Source organism: Hyphomicrobium sp. (assembly GCF_047600905.1).
In the GTDB taxonomy this organism is placed as follows: domain Bacteria; phylum Pseudomonadota; class Alphaproteobacteria; order Rhizobiales; family Hyphomicrobiaceae; genus Hyphomicrobium_B.
Map to the genome: position 1 here is coordinate 2,640,980 of NZ_JASGKD010000001.1, position 21,473 is coordinate 2,662,452.

21 protein-coding genes and 1 tRNA gene are annotated in these 21,473 nt (G+C 61.5%); 5 read left to right on the top strand and 17 right to left on the bottom strand.

What is annotated here, in order from left to right; all coding sequences use genetic code 11:
- Positions 1-54: 54 nt before the first annotated feature.
- Both rpmF and mtgA read right to left on the bottom strand, forming a co-directional pair.
- The gene (gene rpmF / locus QM780_RS12630) at positions 55-240 is read right to left on the bottom strand and encodes a 50S ribosomal protein L32 (RefSeq protein WP_415070809.1); all 186 of its coding nucleotides are present in this window, start codon (positions 238-240) and stop codon (positions 55-57) included.
- A 180-nt stretch (positions 241-420) separates the two neighbouring features.
- Positions 421-1,641, bottom strand: coding sequence for a monofunctional biosynthetic peptidoglycan transglycosylase (gene mtgA / locus QM780_RS12635; RefSeq protein WP_415070810.1), 1,221 nt, complete (start codon positions 1,639-1,641; stop codon positions 421-423).
- Between the two features lie 103 nt (positions 1,642-1,744).
- Between mtgA and QM780_RS12640 the strand changes: the two genes are divergently transcribed.
- Positions 1,745-2,650 (top strand): polyprenyl synthetase family protein, encoded by a 906-nt coding sequence (locus tag QM780_RS12640; RefSeq protein WP_415070811.1) that lies wholly within the window; start codon positions 1,745-1,747, stop codon positions 2,648-2,650.
- Between the two features lie 25 nt (positions 2,651-2,675).
- Here the strand turns inward: QM780_RS12640 and QM780_RS12645 are convergent, their stop codons facing one another.
- The 6 genes from QM780_RS12645 to QM780_RS12670 form a co-directional block, all read right to left on the bottom strand.
- Positions 2,676-3,347, bottom strand: coding sequence for an outer membrane protein (locus tag QM780_RS12645; protein ID WP_415070812.1), 672 nt, complete (start codon positions 3,345-3,347; stop codon positions 2,676-2,678).
- Positions 3,348-3,579: 232 nt separating this feature from the next.
- Positions 3,580-4,917 carry a flavin-containing monooxygenase gene (locus tag QM780_RS12650; protein WP_415070813.1) on the bottom strand — a complete coding sequence of 446 codons (1,338 nt, stop codon included), beginning with the start codon at positions 4,915-4,917 and terminating at the stop codon, positions 3,580-3,582.
- 215 nt (positions 4,918-5,132) lie between these two features.
- The gene (ispG, locus tag QM780_RS12655) at positions 5,133-6,398 is read right to left on the bottom strand and encodes a flavodoxin-dependent (E)-4-hydroxy-3-methylbut-2-enyl-diphosphate synthase (RefSeq protein WP_415070814.1); all 1,266 of its coding nucleotides are present in this window, start codon (positions 6,396-6,398) and stop codon (positions 5,133-5,135) included.
- A 35-nt stretch (positions 6,399-6,433) separates the two neighbouring features.
- A complete protein-coding gene (locus QM780_RS12660; protein ID WP_415070815.1) occupies positions 6,434-7,237 on the bottom strand; it encodes a metal ABC transporter permease in 804 nt (267 codons plus the stop codon).
- Positions 7,238-8,113 (bottom strand): ATP-binding cassette domain-containing protein, encoded by an 876-nt coding sequence (locus QM780_RS12665; RefSeq protein WP_415070816.1) that lies wholly within the window; start codon positions 8,111-8,113, stop codon positions 7,238-7,240.
- A 16-nt stretch (positions 8,114-8,129) separates the two neighbouring features.
- A complete protein-coding gene (locus tag QM780_RS12670) occupies positions 8,130-8,624 on the bottom strand; it encodes a Fur family transcriptional regulator (RefSeq protein WP_415070817.1) in 495 nt (164 codons plus the stop codon).
- 311 nt (positions 8,625-8,935) lie between these two features.
- On the opposite strand from QM780_RS12670, the gene QM780_RS12675 reads away from it, so the two are divergent.
- Complete coding sequence (locus QM780_RS12675) at positions 8,936-12,304, top strand: hypothetical protein (RefSeq protein ID WP_415070818.1); 3,369 nt, start codon at positions 8,936-8,938, stop codon at positions 12,302-12,304.
- Positions 12,305-12,367: 63 nt separating this feature from the next.
- Here QM780_RS12675 and QM780_RS12680 read toward each other — a convergent pair whose 3' ends face one another.
- Positions 12,368-13,216, bottom strand: a complete 849-nt coding sequence (locus QM780_RS12680; RefSeq protein ID WP_415070819.1) for a fumarylacetoacetate hydrolase family protein — start codon at positions 13,214-13,216, stop codon at positions 12,368-12,370.
- 339 nt (positions 13,217-13,555) lie between these two features.
- On the opposite strand from QM780_RS12680, the gene QM780_RS12685 reads away from it, so the two are divergent.
- Entirely contained in the window at positions 13,556-14,434 is an 879-nt protein-coding gene (locus tag QM780_RS12685) for a MipA/OmpV family protein (protein WP_415070820.1), read from the top strand.
- A 59-nt stretch (positions 14,435-14,493) separates the two neighbouring features.
- Here the strand turns inward: QM780_RS12685 and QM780_RS12690 are convergent, their stop codons facing one another.
- The 7 genes from QM780_RS12690 to panE form a co-directional block, all read right to left on the bottom strand.
- Positions 14,494-14,943 carry a GFA family protein gene (locus tag QM780_RS12690; protein ID WP_415070821.1) on the bottom strand — a complete coding sequence of 150 codons (450 nt, stop codon included), beginning with the start codon at positions 14,941-14,943 and terminating at the stop codon, positions 14,494-14,496.
- Between the two features lie 34 nt (positions 14,944-14,977).
- Positions 14,978-15,397 (bottom strand): YybH family protein, encoded by a 420-nt coding sequence (locus tag QM780_RS12695; protein ID WP_415070822.1) that lies wholly within the window; start codon positions 15,395-15,397, stop codon positions 14,978-14,980.
- 100 nt (positions 15,398-15,497) lie between these two features.
- Entirely contained in the window at positions 15,498-15,959 is a 462-nt protein-coding gene (locus QM780_RS12700; RefSeq protein WP_415070823.1) for a Crp/Fnr family transcriptional regulator, read from the bottom strand.
- Positions 15,960-16,174: 215 nt separating this feature from the next.
- A complete protein-coding gene (locus tag QM780_RS12705) occupies positions 16,175-16,768 on the bottom strand; it encodes an HXXEE domain-containing protein (RefSeq protein ID WP_415070824.1) in 594 nt (197 codons plus the stop codon).
- Positions 16,769-16,964: 196 nt separating this feature from the next.
- Positions 16,965-17,051 (bottom strand) — tRNA-Leu (locus QM780_RS12710).
- 66 nt (positions 17,052-17,117) lie between these two features.
- A complete protein-coding gene (locus QM780_RS12715) occupies positions 17,118-17,639 on the bottom strand; it encodes a thioredoxin family protein (RefSeq protein WP_415070825.1) in 522 nt (173 codons plus the stop codon).
- A gap of 99 nt (positions 17,640-17,738) precedes the next feature.
- Positions 17,739-18,668, bottom strand: a complete 930-nt coding sequence (gene panE / locus QM780_RS12720) for a 2-dehydropantoate 2-reductase (RefSeq protein WP_415070826.1) — start codon at positions 18,666-18,668, stop codon at positions 17,739-17,741.
- A 176-nt stretch (positions 18,669-18,844) separates the two neighbouring features.
- On the opposite strand from panE, the gene QM780_RS12725 reads away from it, so the two are divergent.
- Positions 18,845-19,126 carry a hypothetical protein gene (locus QM780_RS12725; protein ID WP_415070827.1) on the top strand — a complete coding sequence of 94 codons (282 nt, stop codon included), beginning with the start codon at positions 18,845-18,847 and terminating at the stop codon, positions 19,124-19,126.
- A 159-nt stretch (positions 19,127-19,285) separates the two neighbouring features.
- Positions 19,286-19,450 (top strand): hypothetical protein, encoded by a 165-nt coding sequence (locus QM780_RS12730; RefSeq protein WP_415070828.1) that lies wholly within the window; start codon positions 19,286-19,288, stop codon positions 19,448-19,450.
- Positions 19,451-19,482: 32 nt separating this feature from the next.
- Here QM780_RS12730 and aspS read toward each other — a convergent pair whose 3' ends face one another.
- The gene (aspS, locus tag QM780_RS12735; protein ID WP_415072039.1) at positions 19,483-21,285 is read right to left on the bottom strand and encodes an aspartate--tRNA ligase; all 1,803 of its coding nucleotides are present in this window, start codon (positions 21,283-21,285) and stop codon (positions 19,483-19,485) included.
- Positions 21,286-21,473: the final 188 nt, after the last annotated feature.

The following is a 21,473-nucleotide window of genomic DNA, read 5'->3' on the forward strand; positions in this document are numbered from 1 at the left end:
CGCCGGAGACCATAGTTCCGGCGCTACAGGGATGGCTGGGCCGTTCGGGTCGACTTACTCGTCTGCGGCCGGCGGCAGGATCTGGCGGCCGCGGTATTTGCCCGACTTGAGGTCGATGTGGTGCGGGCGGCGACGCTCGCCGCTGTCCTTATCTTCCACGTAGGCCGGGGCCTTGAGGGCATCGTGGGAACGCCGTTGGCCCCGCTTCATCGGGGACATTTTTTTGCGCGGAACTGCCATCAGTGTTGCTCCAAATGTGACACGCCTGCCCGGAAATGTGGGCGGGCCGCCGAACATGCGGCGGGAGTGCCGGACGTCGATATTGCTGGATGAACCGGCGGCCTGATCTCGGCGCTCGGTACCTCGGGCGGGGCTTATACGCAAGTTAGACGAGAAAAGCCAGTCCCCAGCAAATCCCGGTCAGAATAGCCGTTTCGGCAGCACGCAGGCGAATTGGCTGGACGGCGCAAGACGCATGCGGACCTGAATTGCATTGGCAAGGCGCTGCAATCCGGGACCGGGGCGGCCGGCGTTTCGCGCCAATGGGTTGGGGAGCGATACCGCTAGCCGCGCCGCGTCGCGGACCGACAGGCCGCGGGCCGTTTTTTGGAAATGGTACTGCGCGGCCGCACCGATGCCGAAGATCCCGGGACCCCATTCTGCGATGTTGAGGTAGACCTCCATGATCCGGCGCTTGGACCAGACGAGTTCCATCAGGTAGGTCAGCGGCAGCTCGATCGCCTTGCGGATGTAGCTCTTGGACGGCCAGAGGAAGAGGTTTTTCACCACCTGCATCGAGATGGTGCTGCCACCGCGCGACCGGCCGTCGGTATTCTCGATCGCCTCCTCGATGGCTTCAAGATCGACGCCAAAATGCTCGCAGAAGCGGCCGTCCTCGCTCAGCACCACGGCGCGGACGACATTCGGTGAAATCTCACCGAATGGCACCCAGGTATGGGCGACCTTCTGACCGGACAGCCAATTCTGCAGCATCAGCATCGACGCGGGCGGATTGACGAAGCGGTAGAGCACGATCAGCGACAGGACGAGCGCAAGCCAGCCAATCGCGACCCAGGCCAAGACCTTCAGGCAGCGCTTGAGGATCGCCCTATAGTCGCGCACGGGTTTCGGCGGAGCGGCGAGCGGCGGCGCATCGGGGCGCATCTCTGGATCAATTTGAAGGCTATCGAAGGCCGGTTGCGCGGCCGGCGTTTCAAAGCGCGGCTCGAACATTCGCCCGGGAATGGTGTGGCCGAGATCGGGCTTTTCAAACGGTCGCGGCAAAGGCAGCGCCAGTTCGGAAATCTCGATGGGCTTGTGCGGCTGTATCTCGCGAAGCGCTGTGGCTGCCGCGCTTTCGACCGCCGACAGCGAGCGCGCGGAGGCTTCGGCTTCGAGCGCAGAAAACGCTGCATCGGGAGAGAGCGGTTCGCCCTCGCCCTGTACTTCAGGTGCGGGGTCTGAAAGGGGCGTTGAATCGGGGAGGAACCCGTGAGGCTGATGAAAGGCGCGCGCCGGCAGCGGGCGGGGCGGCAAACCGCCCAGTCCCTCCGCGCCTGCAATTTTAAAGGCTTGCATCTCATCCGGCAGGGTCGCGGACGGCGCGGCAGATAAGCCAGATGTGTCGTCCCGCCGATCCATGCTTTGCTTCAATCGATCCCGTTGTGATAACGGCGTCGCCGATACCGCCCAACCATGGCCATGTTTGAGCGGATGTTCGTTCTTCGGGGGAGAGCATAAGGCAGTGTCACAGTTTCTTGTCCAGCTTGGCAACGCGGCAACAGTCGTCGAAGCCTATTTAGCCGCTGCCCTCGGCAAACAGGAGGGCGCCGGCACACCGCCTCGCCTCGCAGATGCCATCCGTCACGCCGTCCTTGGTGGCGGCAAGCGCTTCCGGCCGTTTCTCGTCTTCCACAGCGCGGCCCTGTTCGGCGTCTCTGAACAAGCGGCATTGCCGGCGGCCGGCGCGATCGAATGCATTCATTGCTACTCACTAGTGCATGACGACCTGCCGGCGATGGATAACGACGAGCTTCGGCGCGGTCGCCCGACCGTATGGAAGGCCTATGACGATTGGACCGCGATCCTGGTCGGCGACGCGCTGCAAGCGTTCGCATTCGAGCTGGTCGCGGCGCCAGACAGCAACAGCGATGCCGGCATCCGGGCCGATCTCGTGCACGTTCTCGCGGTCGCTTCCGGTGCACTCGGCATGGTCGGCGGGCAGCAGCTAGATCTCGAAGCGGGCAAGCTTGCCGATCAACCCGAGCCGAGCGTCCAAAGCATCATGCGGCTGCAGGCGATGAAGACGGGCGCGCTGATCACGGCGGCATGCGAGATGGGAGCGATCGTCGGCCGGGCGAGGCCGGAAGAACGCGCGGCGCTCAAAACCTACGGCGAGCACTTGGGCGCCGCATTCCAGATCAGCGATGATCTGCTCGATGCAGAGGGATCGAGTGCGGATACCGGCAAGGCGACGGGCAAGGACGCAGCGGCCGGTAAAGCTACGCTGATCGGCATGCTCGGAATCAAAGAGGCGCGTAGCCACCTCGATCGTTCGATCGAAGCAGCTATCGCAGCCCTCAACGTGTTCGGAAATAAAGCGGAGCCGCTCATCGGTGCTGCGCGGCTGATGGGCCGCCGCGACAGCTGATACACAACGGCTGCGCTGCTTAGATTCAGTGGAACTTGTAGTTCAGACCGACGCGAACGGTCTGGAAGTCGTCGTTGATGCGATAGCCGCTGGACAACCGCTCATCGCCGAAGCCGAGATAGAGATATTCGGCCTTCATGCTCCAGTTCGGTGCGAACGCCCACTCGACACCGCCACCAGCTGCGTAACCGGCTTTGGTATCGTTGTCGCGGAAGTTGGCGAGGCCGGAGAAATTGACGTCGGTGTCGAAGTCCGCCACCGCGAGACCTGCCGTTCCGTAGACCAGAAGCGGCCCGCTGGCGAAGCCGAGACGGCCGCGAACGGTCGAGAACCAATTCACATTCGAATGCGCGGTTGCGTCATCGAACGGGTTGTAGGCGCGGCCGCTGATGTCGGCCGCCTGAATGTCGCCTTCAAAGCCGAAGACGAAATTGCCGCGCTGCCAGTTGTAGCCGAGCTGACCGCCGCCGAAGCCGCCTTCGGGCTCGGTGAAGGTCGAGTTGGACCAGCCATAGCCGCCGTTGATGCCGATGTAGGCGCCTTCCCAAATTGACGGCGCGACATACTCGGCTTCCGGAGCTGGCGGTGGAGTATAGGGCTGATACGGCCCGAGATCGGCCGCGAATGCGCTCGCGCCTGCAGTCGACACGAGCATCGTTACGCCCAACGCAAGGGCTTTTGAGAATTGCGATTTCATAATCTGAACCCCGTCTGTCTAGGCCAACGACCTAATCGTGCCACTAACGCCAACAACCCAGATGGGGTTCCAATGGGGCAGTTTCGATGCACTATTCGATACGCTGGTATGCACTCACAAGCAGTCGCACACTGCCTAGTCTTCCAATTCGAATGGGTATCAGCGCTTAGCTGAACATTCCCGAAATGCCCTCATAGCGGGCTCTTGCTAACGACGGGTTGATTAAGCGCAATCAGATGCGGGTTGCCACCCCTCTTTCGTCCGAATTGCTTTTTGTCTGTTGGAAAACCTGTTTGCGCGCCATGCGGCGATCACGAAATTTAAGAAGCGGTAATATCCAGTGAGCGAGCCTAATCTCGCGGCGAGATTTCTCCGGATCGACCAAATGGGTCGTCGGCAGTTTCTGCGTGAATGAACTCTCCATGAGTGTTCCAAGCGGAAGCTCGAGCTCGTCCTGAAGAGCGATCATGCGAGCATAGAGATCGGAGAGCGGCGTGATCAGACGACCGAAGCCATTCCGCGCCTGCGCCCAACCGACGAGATAAAGACCGCGAACGCCTGGCGGAAATGCGCCGCCGTACACTTGCACGACGTTGTCTTTCACCTCGACCAGACCGTCGGGAAGGAAAGGAAAGCTCGTCTTAAATCCCGTTGCGGCGACGATCATGTCGTAGGTTTCATTCGTGCCATCGACGAACGTAACGGTGTTGCCGTCGACGTGATCGATGCCCGGGCGCGGTTTCACTCGACCTAGACGGATGGCATTCAAAAGATCGGTTCCGAACGCGGGATGGCGCTCGAAAATTTTGTGCTTCGGGCGCTGCAGTCCGTAACGACGATAGTCGCCGATGCTGATCGCGACGATGGATTTCAAGATCGCGCGCTGCAGAAAGATCGGCAGTCCCCAGATCGGAAGGTCGGTCAGCGGACGGCCAAGGAATGTTTTCGGCAGATACCAATAACCCGATTGCAGGCTGATATCGCAGAGCTTGCCGAAGCGCCCGGCATCGACGGCCATGTCGACGCCGGAGTTGCCGCCGCCGATGACAAGCACGCGCTTGCCCTCGACCTGCTGCGGCCCGACGTAGTCTTTCGAATGCAGCATCTCGCCTGTGAAGGTGCCACGAAAGGTCGGATAGTTCTTATCCCAGTGATGGCCGTTGCAGACGATGACGCCTTTGTAGGTGCGTTCCTCGCCGTCTTCGAATTTCACTTTCCAATGACCGGCGCCATCGGGTTCCGCCCGCACGACCTTTTTGTTGAATTCGGCGTTGGCGACAAGTCCGCGATCGTTGGCGAAATTCGTCAGGTACGCGAGCATCTGATCGGCGGACGGAAAATCCGGATAATCTTCCGGCATCGGATAGTCAGTGTATTCGGTCGCCTTCTTCGAAGACACGATATGCGCGGTGCGATAGACGCCGTGCAGCCAGTTGCCGCCGACGCCGGACGCGGCATCAACAAGGTCGAAGGGAATGCCGCGGTGCTTCAACGCCGCCGCCATCGCCAAACCCACCGGACCTGCGCCGATGACGATGTGGCGTTCAAGCGTGCTTATGCCTTCGCTCATGCTCAGAAAAATCCCTGTGGCGGTCATCCATGCACCGCATCGGCAACGCTTGCCGCGCGGGTCGGGGTCCGTCAGAAGCGGTCGTAGTCAGCCGCCTCGATACATCATTGATCGACCGCAATGCGAGCGTTCGAACGTCGCAAACGCTGCGTCCCGAGGACGATCTTTCCTGAAAACCTTAAAAAATATCGAACTTTTGCTTAACCGGGCGACGACTATTCTGCCGCTTCGCCGCCCGCAACCGCACCTGCGCCGAAGCGACGGGCGATATAATCCTCAACGATCGTCTTGAATTCACCGGCGATGTTGGGGCCACGCAGCGTCATCGCCTTCTTGCCGTCGATGAAGACGGGAGCGGCCGGAGATTCTCCGGTGCCCGGCAGCGAGATGCCGACGTCGGCGTGCTTGCTCTCGCCGGGACCGTTCACGATGCAGCCCATGACGGCGAAATTCAGGGTTTCGACGCCGGGATACTGCGTCTTCCAATCGGGCATGCGATCGCGGATCATATCCTGGATGTCGCGCGCCAATTCCTGGAACACGGTCGAGGTCGTGCGGCCGCAACCGGGGCAGGCGGCGACGACGGGCACGAACGAGCGCAAACCCATCGTCTGCAACAATTCCTGCGCGGCGCGGACTTCCTGCGTACGGTCGCCGCCCGGCTCGGGGGTGAGCGAATAACGAATGGTGTCGCCGATTCCCTGCTGCAAAAGAATGCCCAGCGCAGCGGACGAAGCAACGATACCCTTCGAGCCCATGCCGGCTTCGGTAAGGCCCAAGTGCAGTGCGTAGCGGCTGCGGTCGGCGAGCATGGCGTAAACGGCGAGAAGATCCTGGATGGATGACACCTTGCCGGAAACGATGATCTTGTTGGCGCCGAGACCCATTTCTTCCGCGCGCTGCGCCGACATCAGCGCCGACTGCACCATCGCTTCGTGCATGACGCTGCGGGCCGACATCGGCTCGGCGGCTTTGGCGTTCTCATCCATCAGATGGGTGAGCAGTTCGCCGTCGAGCGAGCCCCAGTTGACGCCGATGCGGACTGGCTTGCCGTGTTTCATTGCCATGTCGATGATGGCGCCGAACTGCTTGTCCTTCTTGTCCTTGAAGCCGACGTTGCCGGGATTGATGCGATACTTGTCGAGCGCTTCGGCGCAATCGGGATTTTCGCCGAGCAGCTTGTGGCCGATGTAGTGAAAGTCGCCGACCAACGGAACGGTGACGCCGCGCTTGCGCAACTGATCGCGAATGTGCGGCACGGCCTTGGCGGCTTCATCGCGATCGACGGTGATGCGGACAAGTTCGGAACCGGCGCGGGCGAGATCGGCGACCTGCTTCACTGTGGACGCGACGTCGGCGGTGTCGGTGTTGGTCATCGACTGGACGACGACCGGGGCGCCGCCACCGACCTGCACGCCACCGACGCTGACCGCGATAGTGGTATGCCGGGGTTTCATCGTGACGCTGTCGCCATGCAACATCGTAATGGCCTTTCCGATCCCTATGGCCCCGAGTTCTAGCGTCCTCTGGCGCCTGCCGCCAGAAGCGATATGGCCGCGATTGTGCACAGGGCGATGACGATCGAGGGGCCGCCCGGCACGTCGCTCGACAGGGACAGCCAAAGGCCCAGAATTACGCCCAGAATTGCTATTCCTGCGGCCAGCACGGCCATCCGGCCGGGGGTTGTGGATAGTGGCCGGGCGGCAACGGCCGGGACGACAAGAAAAGCCATGACGAGCAGGACGCCGACGATTTTCATGGCAACCGCGATCACGACCGCCAGCAGAAGGTCGAAGGCGGCGCGGGGAAGGCGCGGATTGACGCCTTCGGCGGTTGCGAGATCTTCATGCAGCGACAGGCGGACGAGCGGCTTCCAGAGGTAGAGCGTCAGCGCCATGACGACGGCGCCGCCCACATAAATCCAGACGAGATCACTCGATGTGACGGCAAACACGTCGCCGAAGAGATAGCTCATCAGATCGATGCCGGGGCCCTTCACCAACGAGATCGCCGCGATGCCGAGCGCAAGGGTGGCGTGGTGCATCAGTCCGAGCGCGGAATCGAGCGGCACCATTTTCTGGCGCCCCAACAAAGTCAGAAGGCCGGCGGCCGCGATCGCGGCAAGAATAACGGCGAGCGTCAGGCTGACGTTGGCTGCAAGGCCCAGAGCAACGCCGAGCAATCCGGCCTGCGACAGCGTTTCGCCGACATACGACATGCGGCGCCAGACGACGATGCAGCCGAGCGGGGCGGCGATGACCGCAAGGCCGACCGCCGCGAAGAATGCTCGCCAGATAAAAGGATCAGGCCAGGAGAACACTCAGCGTCCTCGCGCCGGAGCGGGCGGCTCTGCGAGCGGCTTCGTTTCACCCGTTAGATCGTGCTCATGGTCGTGGTGATGACGATAGACGCCGAGCGCGGTCGCGGCGTGCGGGCCGAAGATACGGGCATAGGATGCGTGCTGCGAAACATCCTCGGGTTTGCCCGAACAGCAGACGTGGCCGTTGAGGCAGATGACGCGGTTGCTCCGTGCCATGACGACATGGAGATCGTGCGAAATCAGCAGGACGCCGAGATTGTGGTTGTCGCGCAAGCGGCCGATCAGATCGTAGAGGTCGGCTTCGCCGGAGAAATCGACGCCGCTTGCGGGTTCATCGAGGATGAGAAGATTTGGACGGCGGAGCAGCGCACGAGCGATCAGGACGCGCTGTGTTTCGCCGCCCGACAGCTTCGCAAGCTGCTGGTTGAAAGTTTTCGCGGCGCCGGCTTCCTGCAAAGCTTCCTTGATCGCCTTCGGCATCGCGTCGGCTCCCAGCGCGAGGAAGGATGCGACCGTCATCGGAATGGCGGAGTCGACGTCGAAGCGCTGCGGCACGTATCCGACGCGGGTGGTAGCGGGCTTAGTCACCCGCCCATGCGTCGGCTTCTCGATGCCGAGCAGCAGGCGGACGAGCGTGGTCTTGCCGGCGCCGTTTGGGCCGATGAGGGTGACGATCTCGCCGGGCCGGACATCGAGATCGACGTTCGAAAGCACCTCGCGATCGCCACGCATCATCGAAAGGCCGCGTGCCGAGATCAGCGCGCCGGATGCCTCGCGATCATCAAAGCCGGCGACGCCGTGCTCATGATGATGACCGCAGCTGCAGGGCGCGGCGTGTTCCGGCGGTTGCGCCCCTCGTGCGTCCAAGGCTGACAAAAAAGCTTTCTCCGTCTCAGGCGTTGCGGCGTGCGGCGGCGCAGTCGTGGCATGTGCCCGACACTTCGACGAACCGAACGCGCGTTTCGAATTCGGCGCCGGTCGCGGCCGTATCGATGGCGCGGAAAATCTCGTCGCCGTCCACTTCCTGCACGGCGCCGCACTTTTCGCAGCTCAAGAAAATCGGGGGCCGGCCGGTGCGCGGCTTGTCCATGCGCCGGCAGGCGAAATAGGCGTTCTTGCTTTCGAGGCGATGGACGACGCCGGCTTCGAGCAGGGCATCGAGGGCGCGATAGACCGAGATCGGAGCGAGGCGCGTTCCCTTCTTGGCCAGACGATCCAAAACCTCGTAGGCACCGACGCTGGCGTGCGTCGAGGCGATCTCCTCGAAAACCTTGCGGCGGAGATCGGTGAAGCGGATGTTCTTTTCCGCGAAAATCGCCGTTGCCTGTTCGAGCGAGGTCTTCAGGCGGTCCCTGGCTCTCTGCTCGTCGGCTGCGTTCGCTACCATGACAATCCCCTAAACGGTCCGGCCTCGGTGTTTTTCGCGACGCTCCTTGGAACTTCGGCCGACCCGGACGATATAACATGTCGGGATTGCGGGCCAATCGGTTCAAGGGCCGCCGGTTATTTTATCCCCGCACGGTGGAGGCACGGTAAGATGTGTCGGTGTCTGGCGGAATGGGCGAAATTCTCAAAAGAAGTTCATCCGGTGAGCACATTTGGCCGCAATCTTGCCGCCAATCGGCCGATTGGTCCGCGCAATTTGTTAACTAACGCGCGCGCGAGTTGACGGGCGCCTTGGCTGGGAACGAGTTCAGAATGGACGTCAAGTTTCTGATCGACAGGCTGGTGGAGAATGCCCGGCCTATCGGCATTGCCGTTTTCGTGGTGTGCGCCCTCACCCTGCTCCTGCGCTCCCGAGTGGCACGGCGCCTCAGAGCCGCCATCGAAGAAACGATTTTTTCCAATTGGCGCCTGGCCTTGCTCGGCACGACCGGCATCGTTTTGTCGGCGGCCGCCGGATGGCGAACCTGGGAAGGCATGTATAATTTCACCGGCGAGCCGCTGCTCTCCGGCATGGTGACGTTCGGCATCCAAGGCATCATGCTGATCGTTGCGTGGCTGATCGGCGAGAGCTTCGCGACGGGGATGAACCGGCAATCGCGGCCCGGGCAGTCGACGCTGGTATCGGCGGGCGCGCAGCCGTGGATCGGCACCTTCATCGGGCTCTTGCTGTTTTTCACAGGTTTCATGTGGTTTCTGCAATGGTCCGGCGACAGCGCGAAACCGCTGAGCGGGATTTCGGATATCGACTGGTCGTCGGCGGGCAACAAGTTCCTGATGTTCGGCGGCGGCCTGCTGCTCGTCGCGCTGTTCGCCCTTTATGCGGCAAGCGACATCGTGCGGCCCTATATCCAAGTGGTCCGGATCATCATCCGCAATTCGATGCTGTGGCTGATGTTTCTGGCCTGCATGGCAACGAGCGTTTTCTTCTCGTTCGACAGCTTCTTTACCGCGATCTTCCCGCAGTCGGAGCGCGTTCGCGCCGCGGAGCTACGGGCGCAGAACCAGGTGTCCGGCATCATCACCGATATCGAACAGTCAATTTCCGCGCGACGCGCAAGCCTCGCAGAGGCGCTGTTCACGACGGATGCGTTCAAAGCCTATGACGGCCAGCTCGAGAAGCTCGCGGAGTCGGCGGCGCAATCGCAGAGCGTAATCGAAAAGTACGTCAACGATCAAATTGAAGAGCGCCGGCAAGCGGTGCAGGAGCAGCAGGAACGCATGGCTTCGGCGCAGGCCGGACAGGCGGGCTTGGCGGGCCGCAAATCTTCGCTGACGGACGAAAAGGCGAGGCTCGCGGCGCAAAGGCCGGAGCTTGCCGCCGATTATGCGACGAAGAAAGCCGACTACGACCAGAAGCTCAAAGATGTCGACGCCAAGCGCGTCGAAGCGATGGCCGAGGACAAGGGCGTCGAAGGCAGCGGCAAGGCAGGCCGGGGTCCGCTCTACCGGCAGCGCATGGGTGAACTCGCAACGCTGCAGGCGGCTGCCCAGATCGCGCAAGTTCGCATGAACGACGCGCAGAAGCGGCTGACGGCGGTCGAGTCGCGACTCGCGGCCATCGATACGGAGCTCGCTACCCTCGACGGCGACCTCGCAAAGTACAAGGGCGAAGCCGACACGGCGCAGCAGCGCATCAAGCTCGCCGAGGACACCGTGCAGACGGACGCCGGGCCGAAGATCGACCCGTCGCGCATCCTGCCGCTGTTCGAACGCACGCGCTCCGAATTCCGAGCCGATCCGACGATCGAGCATTTGAATAACGTGCAGCGCATGTGCAGTGACATTGTCACCGCCATGCAGGCGACGCCGGAAACCAAATCGCTCGTCTCCGGGGTCGATTGCGATCCGAAGACGACAGCGGATGCCGCCTCGACGCTGTTCGCACTGCAGGCCGGAACCAAGGTGTTCGAAAGCACGTGCGTCGGCGGCGACAAGCTCAACGCCAACAAATCGACCGATGATCTGTTTGCATTTGCCCGCCGCTGCCTGTCCGACAGCGCGCTGCCGAGCAACGACACTGATGCACTCAGGACCGAGATCAACCGGATCGAGCTTTCGCGCGACGACAAGGCCCATCGCTTCGTCGTGACGCTCAATGCGTTCCAGGACGGCAACAGACTTGCTTACCTTGCGCTGGCGATTGCCATCGGCCTCGACGGCCTGATCTTCATGTCGGGTCTGTTCGGCGCCAATGCCGTACGCTCGCCGTTGTCGGATATTCCAAGCTATCGGTCGCGCTCGGGCTCGCAGCTCGAAGCGACGATCAACGCCGCGCTTGGCGCCCATCCCTACGAAACCGCGTGGCTGACGCTGACGTCGCTGCGACCTATCACCAACCAGGACGGGTTTTCGGCGCTCGCCGATTTGAGCGCGATGGAACGGTCGCAGGCCGATCGCGTGCGCATGGTGCTGACGGCCGGAGCCGACATCGGCGCGGTCGAGACGGTGAGCCACAATCCGGAGCGCTACCGGGTGCGCAGCGAGTTGCGCGAGTATTTATCGTCGATTTGCGACAAGCAGTTCAAAACGGACGCGACGGCGAAAGACAGGGCGCGGCTCGAACAGCTCGTATCGGCGGCGCTGGCACCGCACCCGCGCGAGCATTCGGAAATCGTGCTCAATACGCTCGAGCCGATCCGCGAGACCGAGGGCTTCACATCGATGGTGACGCTTTCGGAAATCGACGCGAATAACAGCAAAGTGCAGCTCTATCCGGAATATGAGGCGCGTGTCGTCCGCCGCGTCATGAACGCCGGGGCGGCCGTGAAGGCGGTTGCGCCCGACGTCAAGATCGACGACCGCTATTACATCCGGCCGGCGCTGTACGAAACTCTGCTTACGATCCGCGCGACGGCGCCGGAAAGCCATGCCTACATGCGCGATCGCGCGCGTTTCGAGGGCGTGCAGCAGCTTCCTGCGATTGAAGCCGGAGCGTTGCGCGAAGTGCAGCCGGAGCTGCCGTTGAACAAAGGCAGCGTGCCGGAAATCGAGCGCCGGCGCGACCCGCCAGCGCTTCCCGGCGTGCAGCCGTTATCGCTTGATGAGCGGCTGCGGCTGTCGGCCCATTATCGCGATGAATTGCTGAAAGCGATCCACTTGCGCTCCGACGTTGTCGACAAACGGTTGAGCTTGCCGCAGTCGCGTGAGGCCATTCTCGAAGCGTGGAAGGCGCTCAACTCGCACAGCAAGAAGAACGAGAGTCTCGGGCTGCTGCTTAGAGAGTTTCAGAACGAGCAAGATCGCATTTTGAGTGAAGTCTATTCGCGGCTCAGGAGCGAGAATGGCGGCGATGAGCGCAAGCAGTCGCTGCTCGATGGTATAGACGGGCGGTTGCGCGACGATCTTCTGCTTTACATGCTGTTCCCGGAAATGGGATTGGTGGCACATCTGATCGATGAACTCGAGGCGGCTGCGCAGCCTGACGATGGGCTCGCGCATGGCGAACAGGATCTCAAAGACCAGCTGAAATCCGTGCAGGAAGCGCTCGGACGGCTCGACCTCGACAATCCACGGTCGTGGGATGAGATCCGGCAGCGGCTGGCGATCCGGACGGGATCGCGCAATTTCTTCAACAAGCCATTCGACCATCGCGACGGTTCACCCGACGACGACGAGGTTTGATCAGGTTTGTCGTGGATGGCCGCCGCCGCGGCCATGACGATGAGTTAAAATATTCGCCGTTACTCAAAGTTTGAACTCGACGACCTTCTGGCGCTGCGTGCCGAGGCCTTCGATTTTCAGTTCCATGATGTCGCCGGCCTTCAGGAATTCCTTCGGGTTGCGTGCCGTGCCGACGCCCGGCGGCGTTCCGGTCGTGATGATGTCGCCGGGCTCGAGCACCATGAATTCGGTGACGTAGGCGAGAAGCTCGGGGATTTTGAAGATCATCGTCGAGGTCGAGCCGGTCTGCTTGCGCTCGCCATTGACGTCGAGCGACATCGACAGATTTTCGACGTCGGCAATTTCATCGGGTGTGACGAGCCACGGCCCGATCGGCCCAAAGGTCTCGGCTGATTTTCCCTTCACCCATTGGCCGCCGCGCTTCGACTGGAAGCGGCGCTCGGATACGTCGTTGCAAATGCAGAAGCCGGCGACGTACTTCGCCCAGTCCTTGGCTTCGACATAGCGCGCGCGACTGCCGATGACGAACGCGATTTCGACTTCCCAATCGAGGTGGCGGGAATTGCGCGGGATCATCACGTCGTCGTCGGGACCGCAGATCGAGGTCGTCGCCTTGTTGAACAGGATCGGCTCGGCCGGGATCTCCTGGCCCGTTTCCTTAGCGTGATCGACGAAGTTCAGGCCGATGGCGATGAAATTGTGGGTGTCGGCGACCGGCGGGCCGAGACGCACGCCGTGCGGCGCCTTTGGCAGGTTGTCGAGATCGAGTTTGGCAATTCCGGCGAGCGACTCGGGGGAAAGGTACGAGCCCGAAAAGTCGGGGATGATCTCGGAAAGATTGCGGATTTCGCCTTTGCTATCGAGGATGCCGGGTCTTTCGGCACCGGGGGCGCCAAAGCGAACAAGTTTCATTTACAAATCTCTCCGGATGCGTGGGCGGCGGGAGAGCTTCTAAGCAGAAAACGCCGGGCCTGCCAATCGCGGCCCTCGAGCGGGCTATCGAGGTGCTCGGTGGCATTCCTTTGTGCGGAACAGGGACAGGGCCTTTGGCGTTAGGTCGCCGCAAGGTGATGTTATCCATTCCCTCTCCCAACGGACGGAAATGTCGGCCCGATGCGCATCCATATTGAGCTGTGTCATCGCCTGATATTCCGGAACCGCCACAACATATTTTTTACGAGTTTATGGCGCTTTCCTTTCGCCAATAGGGCGCGTAGATCATATCCCGATGGGCGCTGTTGGAGTATTTTGATGGCCCATAGTTGGGGCATGTCTGGCCTGTTTCGGCAGTTGCGCGGTTGGGCGTGCGCCGCGCTTTTGGTGCTTGCGGCGCTGTGCGCCGGCCCGCGAGCGTCTTTCGCCCAGGACCCTTACGCCAATTCGATCACCAATCCCGCCATCGCGACGGCTTCGTCCGACTGGATCGTGACGCTCGGCGGGTGGGGTGTCGTTTCGCCCGAATTCTCGGGTTCGAGCCATTACGATTTCGGCGGTACTCCGATCATAGATATCCGCCATGCGGGTTCGCGGGAATGGCTCAGCCTACCCAAGGACGGCATCGATTACGAGCTGTTCGAGACCGAGAACTTCCGGGCAGGACCCGTTGGCACGATCCGGTGGGACTTCGGCAATTCCGAAGATCGCGGTCTGAAAGAGATCGGCAACACCGGGATCGACCTTTCGCTCGAACTCGGGGCGTTCGTCGAGTACTGGCCGACAGACTGGTGGCGGACGCGGCTCGAAGCGCGAAATGCCGTCTACGGCGCGGAAGGCTGGGTGTTCGATCTCAGCTCCGATTTCGTCTGGCACGCGACGCCGCAATGGACGTTGGCGGCGGGCCCTCGGCTTTCAATCGCCGACAGCGACTACATGAACGCCTACTACGGACTGAACGCGCACGAGGCGGAGAGCCTGCACCTTTCGAAATATGAAGCGTCTGCCGGCGTTCGCTCGACGGGCGCAGGGATTTACGCCGAGTACAAGTGGAACGACCAGCTGACGACGATGGCGTCGTTCGAATATGAGCGGCTGGTTGCGAGCGCAGCCGACTCGCCGCTGGTGCGCGACGATGGATCGCCCGATCAGTTCACGTTCGGAGTCGGCGCCAAATATCAATTCGTGTGGAAATAAGTAGCGCTGCAGCGTTGCGGCTTCGATTACTGCAGCGCTCCGGCGCGCAACGGCGGCGATCATTGATCCACTCGGATGAATTCCATCATCGCGTCGAAGTCCTGCTCGCAGAATTTCGGCAGATCCTCGCACAGCTTGTACCAAGGGAGTTGCGTGTCGGCGTACATGTGACAAGCGATTTTTGCTTCGGACGGCCTGTCGAGGCTGCCGACGCACAGGTTCGTCATCCAGTCATCGCGAGGATCGGAGGCTTGCCACACGATCCTCGATCCGCATTCGCTGCAAAATCCGCGTTTGCCGACCGAAGACGAGACATAATATTTCGGCACGTCATTTAAATATCTAAGTGTACCCGCCTTGATGAGAACGGTGATCTCGGCAGGCTGGCCGGTGCTTTTCTGACAAATCGAGCAGTGGCACGCGTAGCCGCGATCTAGGAAGGCCTCGGCTTCGTAGCGGATCCGACCGCACAGGCATCCGCCGCTGACCGGCGTGGCTTTGGCTTTCATTTTCGGCCTCCTCGTAGGGCACCGGTTTTTGAGATCAGGCGAGGTGCGGGCTATCGCTATTCAAGCTCGATATCCTGATCTTCCATTCGCCGTCCGTCTGCCGTTCGAGCACGTTCAGCGACTTGCCGCTCTCGGTCGTGCGTGAGCCGTCGGCCTTCGGGTAATCGCCGGAATACGCCAGAAGACAGTAGCCGACTTCGCCGTCGGCACCGGCGTCGAGCAAACGCAGACGCTTGTTGGTCTCGCCTTCCTCGAACCACGCCTGATGGGTGGCGCAGACCGCCTCGCGTCCGACAGCCGCCGGACCGTAGGGCGAGAGCAGAGGACAATCCTCGGTGAAGAGCGCGGCGCAGGCGGGGGCGTCGTGTGTCCGAAGTGCATAGAGCAGACGAGCGGCGAGGCGCTCGATGGATCGGTCGGGCATCCAATGCGTGCGCTCGGCAGGGTCGCTCATATGAAACTGCCCTCGACAAGACGATCTTTGGGCTGATTAACCCGGAATGCGTTCGGGTCCAATAGGTACAAAATCGGGATGAGCGCCGCAGGCGGCCATCTCAGTTGGCCAAAAACACGTGTTCAAAGGCGGCGTCCGGTATCAAGCGCTTCGCGCCGAACAGCCGGCTGTCGGCGTCGCGGAGCCGGCGGCAGACTTCGCGCCCCATGTTCATTTGGATGAGCGCGAACTGCTTCAGATCCTTCGCATAGACCCGATACAGGTTAGCGGCTGAAATCTCGATTGCGACGCAATTTTCAGTGGCGCGAACGGAGGCGCTGCGCGGGCAGTGGTCCATGACCGACATCTCGCCGAAACAGTCGCCCTCGGCAAGCGTGCCGATCAGATAGTCCCCACCCTGCCAGACCTTGGTGACCGCGACCTTGCCCGTTTCAAGCACGAACATCGACTCGCCCTTGTCGCCCTCGCGAAAAAAGAAATCGTCGGCGGCGACATGGATGAGCGGACAAGCGTCGAGGAGGAATTGAAGGATGTCGGCGTGGATGCCGCCGAAGACGGCCATACGCTGCAGCAGTTCGATCCGCCGTTCATTCATGGCGCACCCTATCACTTTGACTGGCCGGGCGAGGTTTAGCACGCTGCGGTCAGCGGTCTAGAGGATACGCCCGAATGTCAATCGATCGAAGCGGTGTGCGTGCGGTCGCGGGACGTTAACGAATGGAGACCCGCCGCCTGCCCTATTCGGGGCGGACCAGCGGCGGCTCGCTTACACTCGTATCAGGTTGCCTGAGCCGATATGGGGAGGCCCTTGGCTTCGCGCGCCGCCAACGCATTGTGGTTGGCTCGCAGGGCGATGGCCGCGTGAACCGCCAGAGCAATAGCAAAACCGACCGCATTCTGCAGATAGGTCGCGGGCACGAGCAGGATCAGCGCAAGCCCGAACGGCACAAATAGCAGCACGCCGGTCACCAGGCCTGGATTGTATTCGCGAAACCGTATGGCCATGCCGATATGCGCGATGCCATTGAGAAGTATGAGGTAGCCCGCCGCCACACCCCAACCGACATCGATAAAATGCGCAGCGTAAAGGGCTGCGAAGTTCAGGCCCCACACCCCGGGGAGGTTGATCCAAAGCACGTCGGCCACGCTCAAGGCTTGCACGCCGCCGAAGACGGTACCGTTGATGTAAGCGCGAAAGCGGTCGCCAGTATGCTCTTCCACCTGATGCAGCATGTAGACGGGGGATGCCAGGAAGATCAGCAGGAGGGCTTCACTCCCACCACCGATGCCCACCGGGACGAGCAAGAGCAGAGCAAAGCTCATAAACACAGCGCCCGCGACCCAATGAGCTTGCAGCCAGGATTTGAACATCGCCTCCTCCAGGAGTTGCGCGAACGGTCATCCGACCTACTTCGGCGTAAAGCAGGATCGCATAGAAGTTCCTAAAGCGAGATAAACTGCCAAACAGCCGAGAGAGCTTGCGAGGTGAATCTGCGGAATGCGGCGTTGCTGTTGGTGTCTGTGGCGGAGCGGTCAACGGCGCACTTCACCAAACGTGATTCTAAGGTGGTGCGGACGGAGGGACTCGAACCCTCACGACGTTACCGTCTCAGGATTTTAAGTCCTGTGTGTCTACCGGTTCCACCACGTCCGCGCGCCCGGACCTTATGGCTGGTCAGGGGGTTAAGCGCAACATCGAGATCCGGGAAGCGCCGGCTTTTCAGATGGGGCTGTCGCCTTCGGGCGGCGCGGTCGCGGGCTCGGCCGGAGCGACGTCGAAGACGCGGTGGGCTTTCTTCATCAAAGCGAGCAACTCACCAGGGCCGTCGACATCCACCGAGTGCGGATACTGCGGGTCGGAGCCGATGAGCTTGTCGGAGACATTCCCGTTCGAGTCGATGAAAAGCGTGCGCGGCACGTAGGAACCGTCGGGCTGGAAGGCGCCGTTGACCTCTTTTTCCTTGTCGGCATCGACCAGGATCATCACGAAATCGCGTGAGGCGGCGACGACGGCGGGATCCTTGAAGACCTGGCGAAAACGTTTGCACACCGAGCACCACGTGGCATGAAAGACCATCAGCACCGGGCGGCCGGTGCGAGACGATTCATAAATGCCGGAGCGCGCGTCGCGCCAATTGATCTCGGCGCCGTTCCATTCGTCGGCGTGGTCGGGCGTACGTGCGGCTGCCGACGCTGTGAGAGCGAACAGGGCCATCGCGGCGGCGGCGAGCGTGCGGATCATTGCCGGAACTCCAAGCTTCCTTACAGCAGGTATTAGTCTCGCTTTTGATCTCTGAAAACAAGACGATCCGATATTTCGGATTACCAAACGGTAATTCTCTCAGCCGTTCTTGCTCGCGGCCCGATTGTTCTCATATGCGAGAAGATGAAGGTAGGCGATATCGAGTAGCGGCGTCGCCATGCCCCGCGCACGGCCGCGGCGAATGATATCACCGACGATCTGATCGGCTTCGATCGGACTGCCGCGCTTGATGTCACGCAGCATAGAGGCCGAAAGATCGGAGTCGCGATCCGTCAGAAACGTCCGCGCGAAGTCCAAGGTTTGCGGCAACGGCGGATAGCCATTGGTCGAGGCAATGGCGGAACATTCATTGAGAAGGGCTGTCATGAATGCCGCGCCGCGATCGGCGCGAACGATATCGCCGACGGGGGCGCGCATCAGGCACGTCGATGAGGCGAGGGCCGCAATGAAAAACCATTTTTCCCACATCGCGGCGATGATGTCGGCCGGCAGAATTGCATCGATGCCTCGCGCGAGCGTTTGATGCAATTTGCTCGCCGCAGGCTTCTGCGTGTCGAGACGCGCGCCAAGCGTGAGGGTCGCCAACTGGCCGAGCTGACGGATGGTTCCGTCATCGGCCAGCGTCACGCTAATGTGGCAGAGACCGCCCAGGACGCGGGACTGGCCGAATGCCTGGTCGAGCGTATCGAGATGCTTCATACCGTTGAGCAGCGGCAGAACCAGACTCGTCTCGCCGATGGCGGGAGTAATGGCGTCGATCGCGCCGTCGAGATCGTAGGCTTTGCAGCTGACGATGACCGCATCGTAAGGGCTGGCGATTTCATCGCGCGTGATGGCATTGACACGCAGGACTGACTTCCCCGCCGGGCTTTCAATCCTGAGACCTTCGCGTGCAAGCTGCTCGCGGCGTTTGGCGCGGACGAGAAACGTCACATCGACTCCGGCCTTCGCCAGATGCCCGCCGAAATAGCCGCCGGTGGCACCGGCGCCGAGGATGAGCAGTTTCATCGGTCTCTGCCTCTCGATTTTTTCATTCAAGCTCGATCGCCGCGGATGCCGATCACATTCTCTTCACGATATTCGCGATCCGACGCACGGGGAGTTGTGTGGCGGTGAGCGGGTTCGTTGTCTATCTCAGATTCATCAAAGGCGGCATGTGCGCCGCGCATCCTAATGGAGCTTACATGACTCGCATAATGTTAATTGGCTTGGCCGTCGCTGGCATGGCGCTTCCCGCCTACGCAGATGAGGCGAATTCCGATTCGACAGCGGCAGCCGCCAGCGCTGCGCTCACCAACGCGGCGAACGCCGAGCAGGCTCGCATACAGCTTGCGCATCAGGGTTACACCGGCATTTCGCCGCTCTATCGTGGCGAAGAGGGCCGGTTGGTCGGCACCGCGATCAAGGACGGCAAGACTGTGATCGTCGCCGTGCTGCTGCCGCAGACGCGAGATCTGACGAACTAAATAAGTGCATCGCGTGCCGGGTCGAGCCCAGCGCACCGGCAAAACTCGGGCGCCCTTTGCGGGCGCCTTTTTTTGTCCGGTCACGTCGCGACACGTGCCCCAGGTAACTGCAACCGCCGCAACCATTCCCTATCGGTCCGACAACCGGTGGAGGATCAGATGCGAAAAGTTGGCATGGCCGTTGTGGGATTTCTGATCGTCGTGGGCAAGGTCGCCGTCGCAGCGCACGCGGTCCATTCGTTGGAGCGCGTGTCCGTCGCTACGTACGATTATCTCACGGGGCATCACCGTCACAACGAGGGGCGCCAAAGCGCCCATCTTTAGAGATCACTGAAGCACGTGATTGGAAGTGTGAACTAGCCCTTCTTCTCCGGCGCGACGACGCGGATGGAGAGTTCGCGGAGCTGCTTCGGCGTTGCTTCGCTCGGTGCGCCCATCAGGAGATCGGCGGCCTGCTGGTTCATCGGGAAGAGCGCGACTTCGCGGACGGTCTTGCCGCCGGTCAGCAGCATGACGATGCGTTCGATGCCCGCCGCCATGCCGCCGTGGGGCGGCGCGCCATACTGGAAGGCGCGGTAAAGACCGCCGAAACGCGCTTCGACGTCGGCCTTGGACAGACCCGTGATCTCGAAAGCTTTCACCATCGTCTCGGGCACGTGGTTACGCACTGAGCCCGAGGCGATCTCGTAGCCGTTGCAGACGATGTCGTACTGGTTCGCTTTCAGCGCGAGGAGTGCGTCGCGGCCGGACTTCTCTGCGGCTTCCAGCGCCTCGCGGCCGCCCTTCGGCATCGAGAACGGGTTGTGCGAGAAATCGATCTTCTTGTCTTCCTCGTTCCATTCGTAGAATGGGAAGTCGACGATCCAGGCGAGCGCGAAGCGGCCTTCATCGATCAGCTTTAGGTCCTGGCCGACGCGATCGCGGGCTGCGCCAGCGAACTTGTAGAAATTCGCAGGGTTGCCGCCGACGAAGAAGACGGCGTCGCCATCCTTGAGGCCGAGCTGGTTCTTGATCGCAATCGTGCGCTCGGGGCCGATGTTTTTCGCGATGGGTCCGGCGCCCGCTTCGTCGTTATCGCGCCAGAAGATGTAGCCGAGGCCCGGCTGGCCTTCGCCTTGCGCCCACGAGTTCATGCGATCGCAGAAGGCGCGGCTGCCGCCGGTCGGCGCAGGAATCGCCCAGATGCGCGCCTTCGGGTCTTTGTCGATCATGCCGGCGAAGACCTTGAAGCCCGAGCCGTGGAAGTGCTCGGTGACATCGGCCATTTCGATCGGATTACGCAGGTCGGGCTTGTCGGAGCCGTATTTTGCGATCGCGGTGTCATAGGGAATGCGCGGCCAGCCCTGCGTGACGGGTTTGCCGCCACTGAATTCTTCAAACAGGCCGGTGATGACCGGCTCCATCGTGCCAAAAATGTCTTCCTGCTCGACGAAGCTCATTTCGACGTCGAGCTGATAGAATTCGCCCGGAAGACGATCCGCACGCGGATCTTCGTCTCGGAAGCAGGGCGCGATCTGGAAATAGCGGTCGAAGCCCGAGACCATCAAGAGTTGCTTGTACTGCTGTGGGGCCTGCGGCAGCGCATAAAACTTGCCGGCATGAATGCGGCTCGGAACCAGGAAGTCGCGCGCGCCTTCGGGGCTCGAGGCCGTGAGAATGGGCGTCGGGAATTCGTTGAAGCCGGCGTCGTGCATGCGACGGCGGATCGAACGCGTGATTTCGAGCCGCTTCATGATGATGGCGTGCAGAGTCTCGCGGCGAAGATCGAGGAAGCGATATTGCAGGCGAAGGTCTTCCGGGTAGTCGGGCTCGCCGAAGACCGGGACGGGAAGTTCCTTGGCGGCCGAAAGCACTTCGATTTCAGTGGCGTAAAGCTCGATCTCGCCGGTCGGCAGCTCCGGGTTCGTCGTGCCTTCGGGCCGATTGCGAACCTTGCCGTCGATGCGCACGACCCATTCCGAACGCAGCGTTTCGGCGACCTTGAAGGCTTGGCTGTCGGGATCGGCCACGACCTGCGTCAGACCGTAGTGATCGCGCAGATCGATAAACAGCACGCCGCCGTGGTCGCGCACACGGTGCACCCAGCCCGAAAGGCGGACGTTCGATCCGACGTCGCTCTTGCGGAGCGCGCCGCAGGTGTGGGAGCGATAACGATGCAGCTTAGCCTCGGCCATTGCCGGAAACCCTTTGATCGATGTGGGTGAAAATCGCCGCGGAAAAGCGCATGGGGGCGGCCGAAAGTCAAGGTTACCGCCTGACAGATGTACCTCGGGCCGCGAAGCACGGATATTCGGGATCAGAAGCTCCGTTTTTTGGAGCCTAATCAGCCTCCCCCGGGGCAAACCGC

Bases quoted from the DNA above. Each gene is read 5' to 3' on its own strand.
- rpmF (WP_415070809.1), bottom strand. From the start codon at position 240: ATGGCAGTTCCGCGCAAAAAAATGTCCCCGATGAAGCGGGGCCAACGG.
- mtgA (WP_415070810.1), bottom strand. From the start codon at position 1,641: ATGGATCGGCGGGACGACACATCTGGCTTATCTGCCGCGCCGTCCGCG.
- QM780_RS12645 (WP_415070812.1), bottom strand. From the start codon at position 3,347: ATGAAATCGCAATTCTCAAAAGCCCTTGCGTTGGGCGTAACGATGCTC.
- QM780_RS12650 (WP_415070813.1), bottom strand. From the start codon at position 4,917: ATGAGCGAAGGCATAAGCACGCTTGAACGCCACATCGTCATCGGCGCA.
- ispG (WP_415070814.1), bottom strand. From the start codon at position 6,398: ATGTTGCATGGCGACAGCGTCACGATGAAACCCCGGCATACCACTATC.
- QM780_RS12670 (WP_415070817.1), bottom strand. From the start codon at position 8,624: ATGGTAGCGAACGCAGCCGACGAGCAGAGAGCCAGGGACCGCCTGAAG.
- QM780_RS12675 (WP_415070818.1), top strand. From the start codon at position 8,936: ATGGACGTCAAGTTTCTGATCGACAGGCTGGTGGAGAATGCCCGGCCT.
- QM780_RS12680 (WP_415070819.1), bottom strand. From the start codon at position 13,216: ATGAAACTTGTTCGCTTTGGCGCCCCCGGTGCCGAAAGACCCGGCATC.
- QM780_RS12685 (WP_415070820.1), top strand. From the start codon at position 13,556: ATGGCCCATAGTTGGGGCATGTCTGGCCTGTTTCGGCAGTTGCGCGGT.
- QM780_RS12690 (WP_415070821.1), bottom strand. From the start codon at position 14,943: ATGAAAGCCAAAGCCACGCCGGTCAGCGGCGGATGCCTGTGCGGTCGG.
- QM780_RS12695 (WP_415070822.1), bottom strand. From the start codon at position 15,397: ATGAGCGACCCTGCCGAGCGCACGCATTGGATGCCCGACCGATCCATC.
- QM780_RS12700 (WP_415070823.1), bottom strand. From the start codon at position 15,959: ATGGCCGTCTTCGGCGGCATCCACGCCGACATCCTTCAATTCCTCCTC.
- QM780_RS12705 (WP_415070824.1), bottom strand. From the start codon at position 16,768: ATGTTCAAATCCTGGCTGCAAGCTCATTGGGTCGCGGGCGCTGTGTTT.
- QM780_RS12715 (WP_415070825.1), bottom strand. From the start codon at position 17,639: ATGATCCGCACGCTCGCCGCCGCCGCGATGGCCCTGTTCGCTCTCACA.
- panE (WP_415070826.1), bottom strand. From the start codon at position 18,668: ATGAAACTGCTCATCCTCGGCGCCGGTGCCACCGGCGGCTATTTCGGC.
- QM780_RS12725 (WP_415070827.1), top strand. From the start codon at position 18,845: ATGACTCGCATAATGTTAATTGGCTTGGCCGTCGCTGGCATGGCGCTT.
- QM780_RS12730 (WP_415070828.1), top strand. From the start codon at position 19,286: ATGCGAAAAGTTGGCATGGCCGTTGTGGGATTTCTGATCGTCGTGGGC.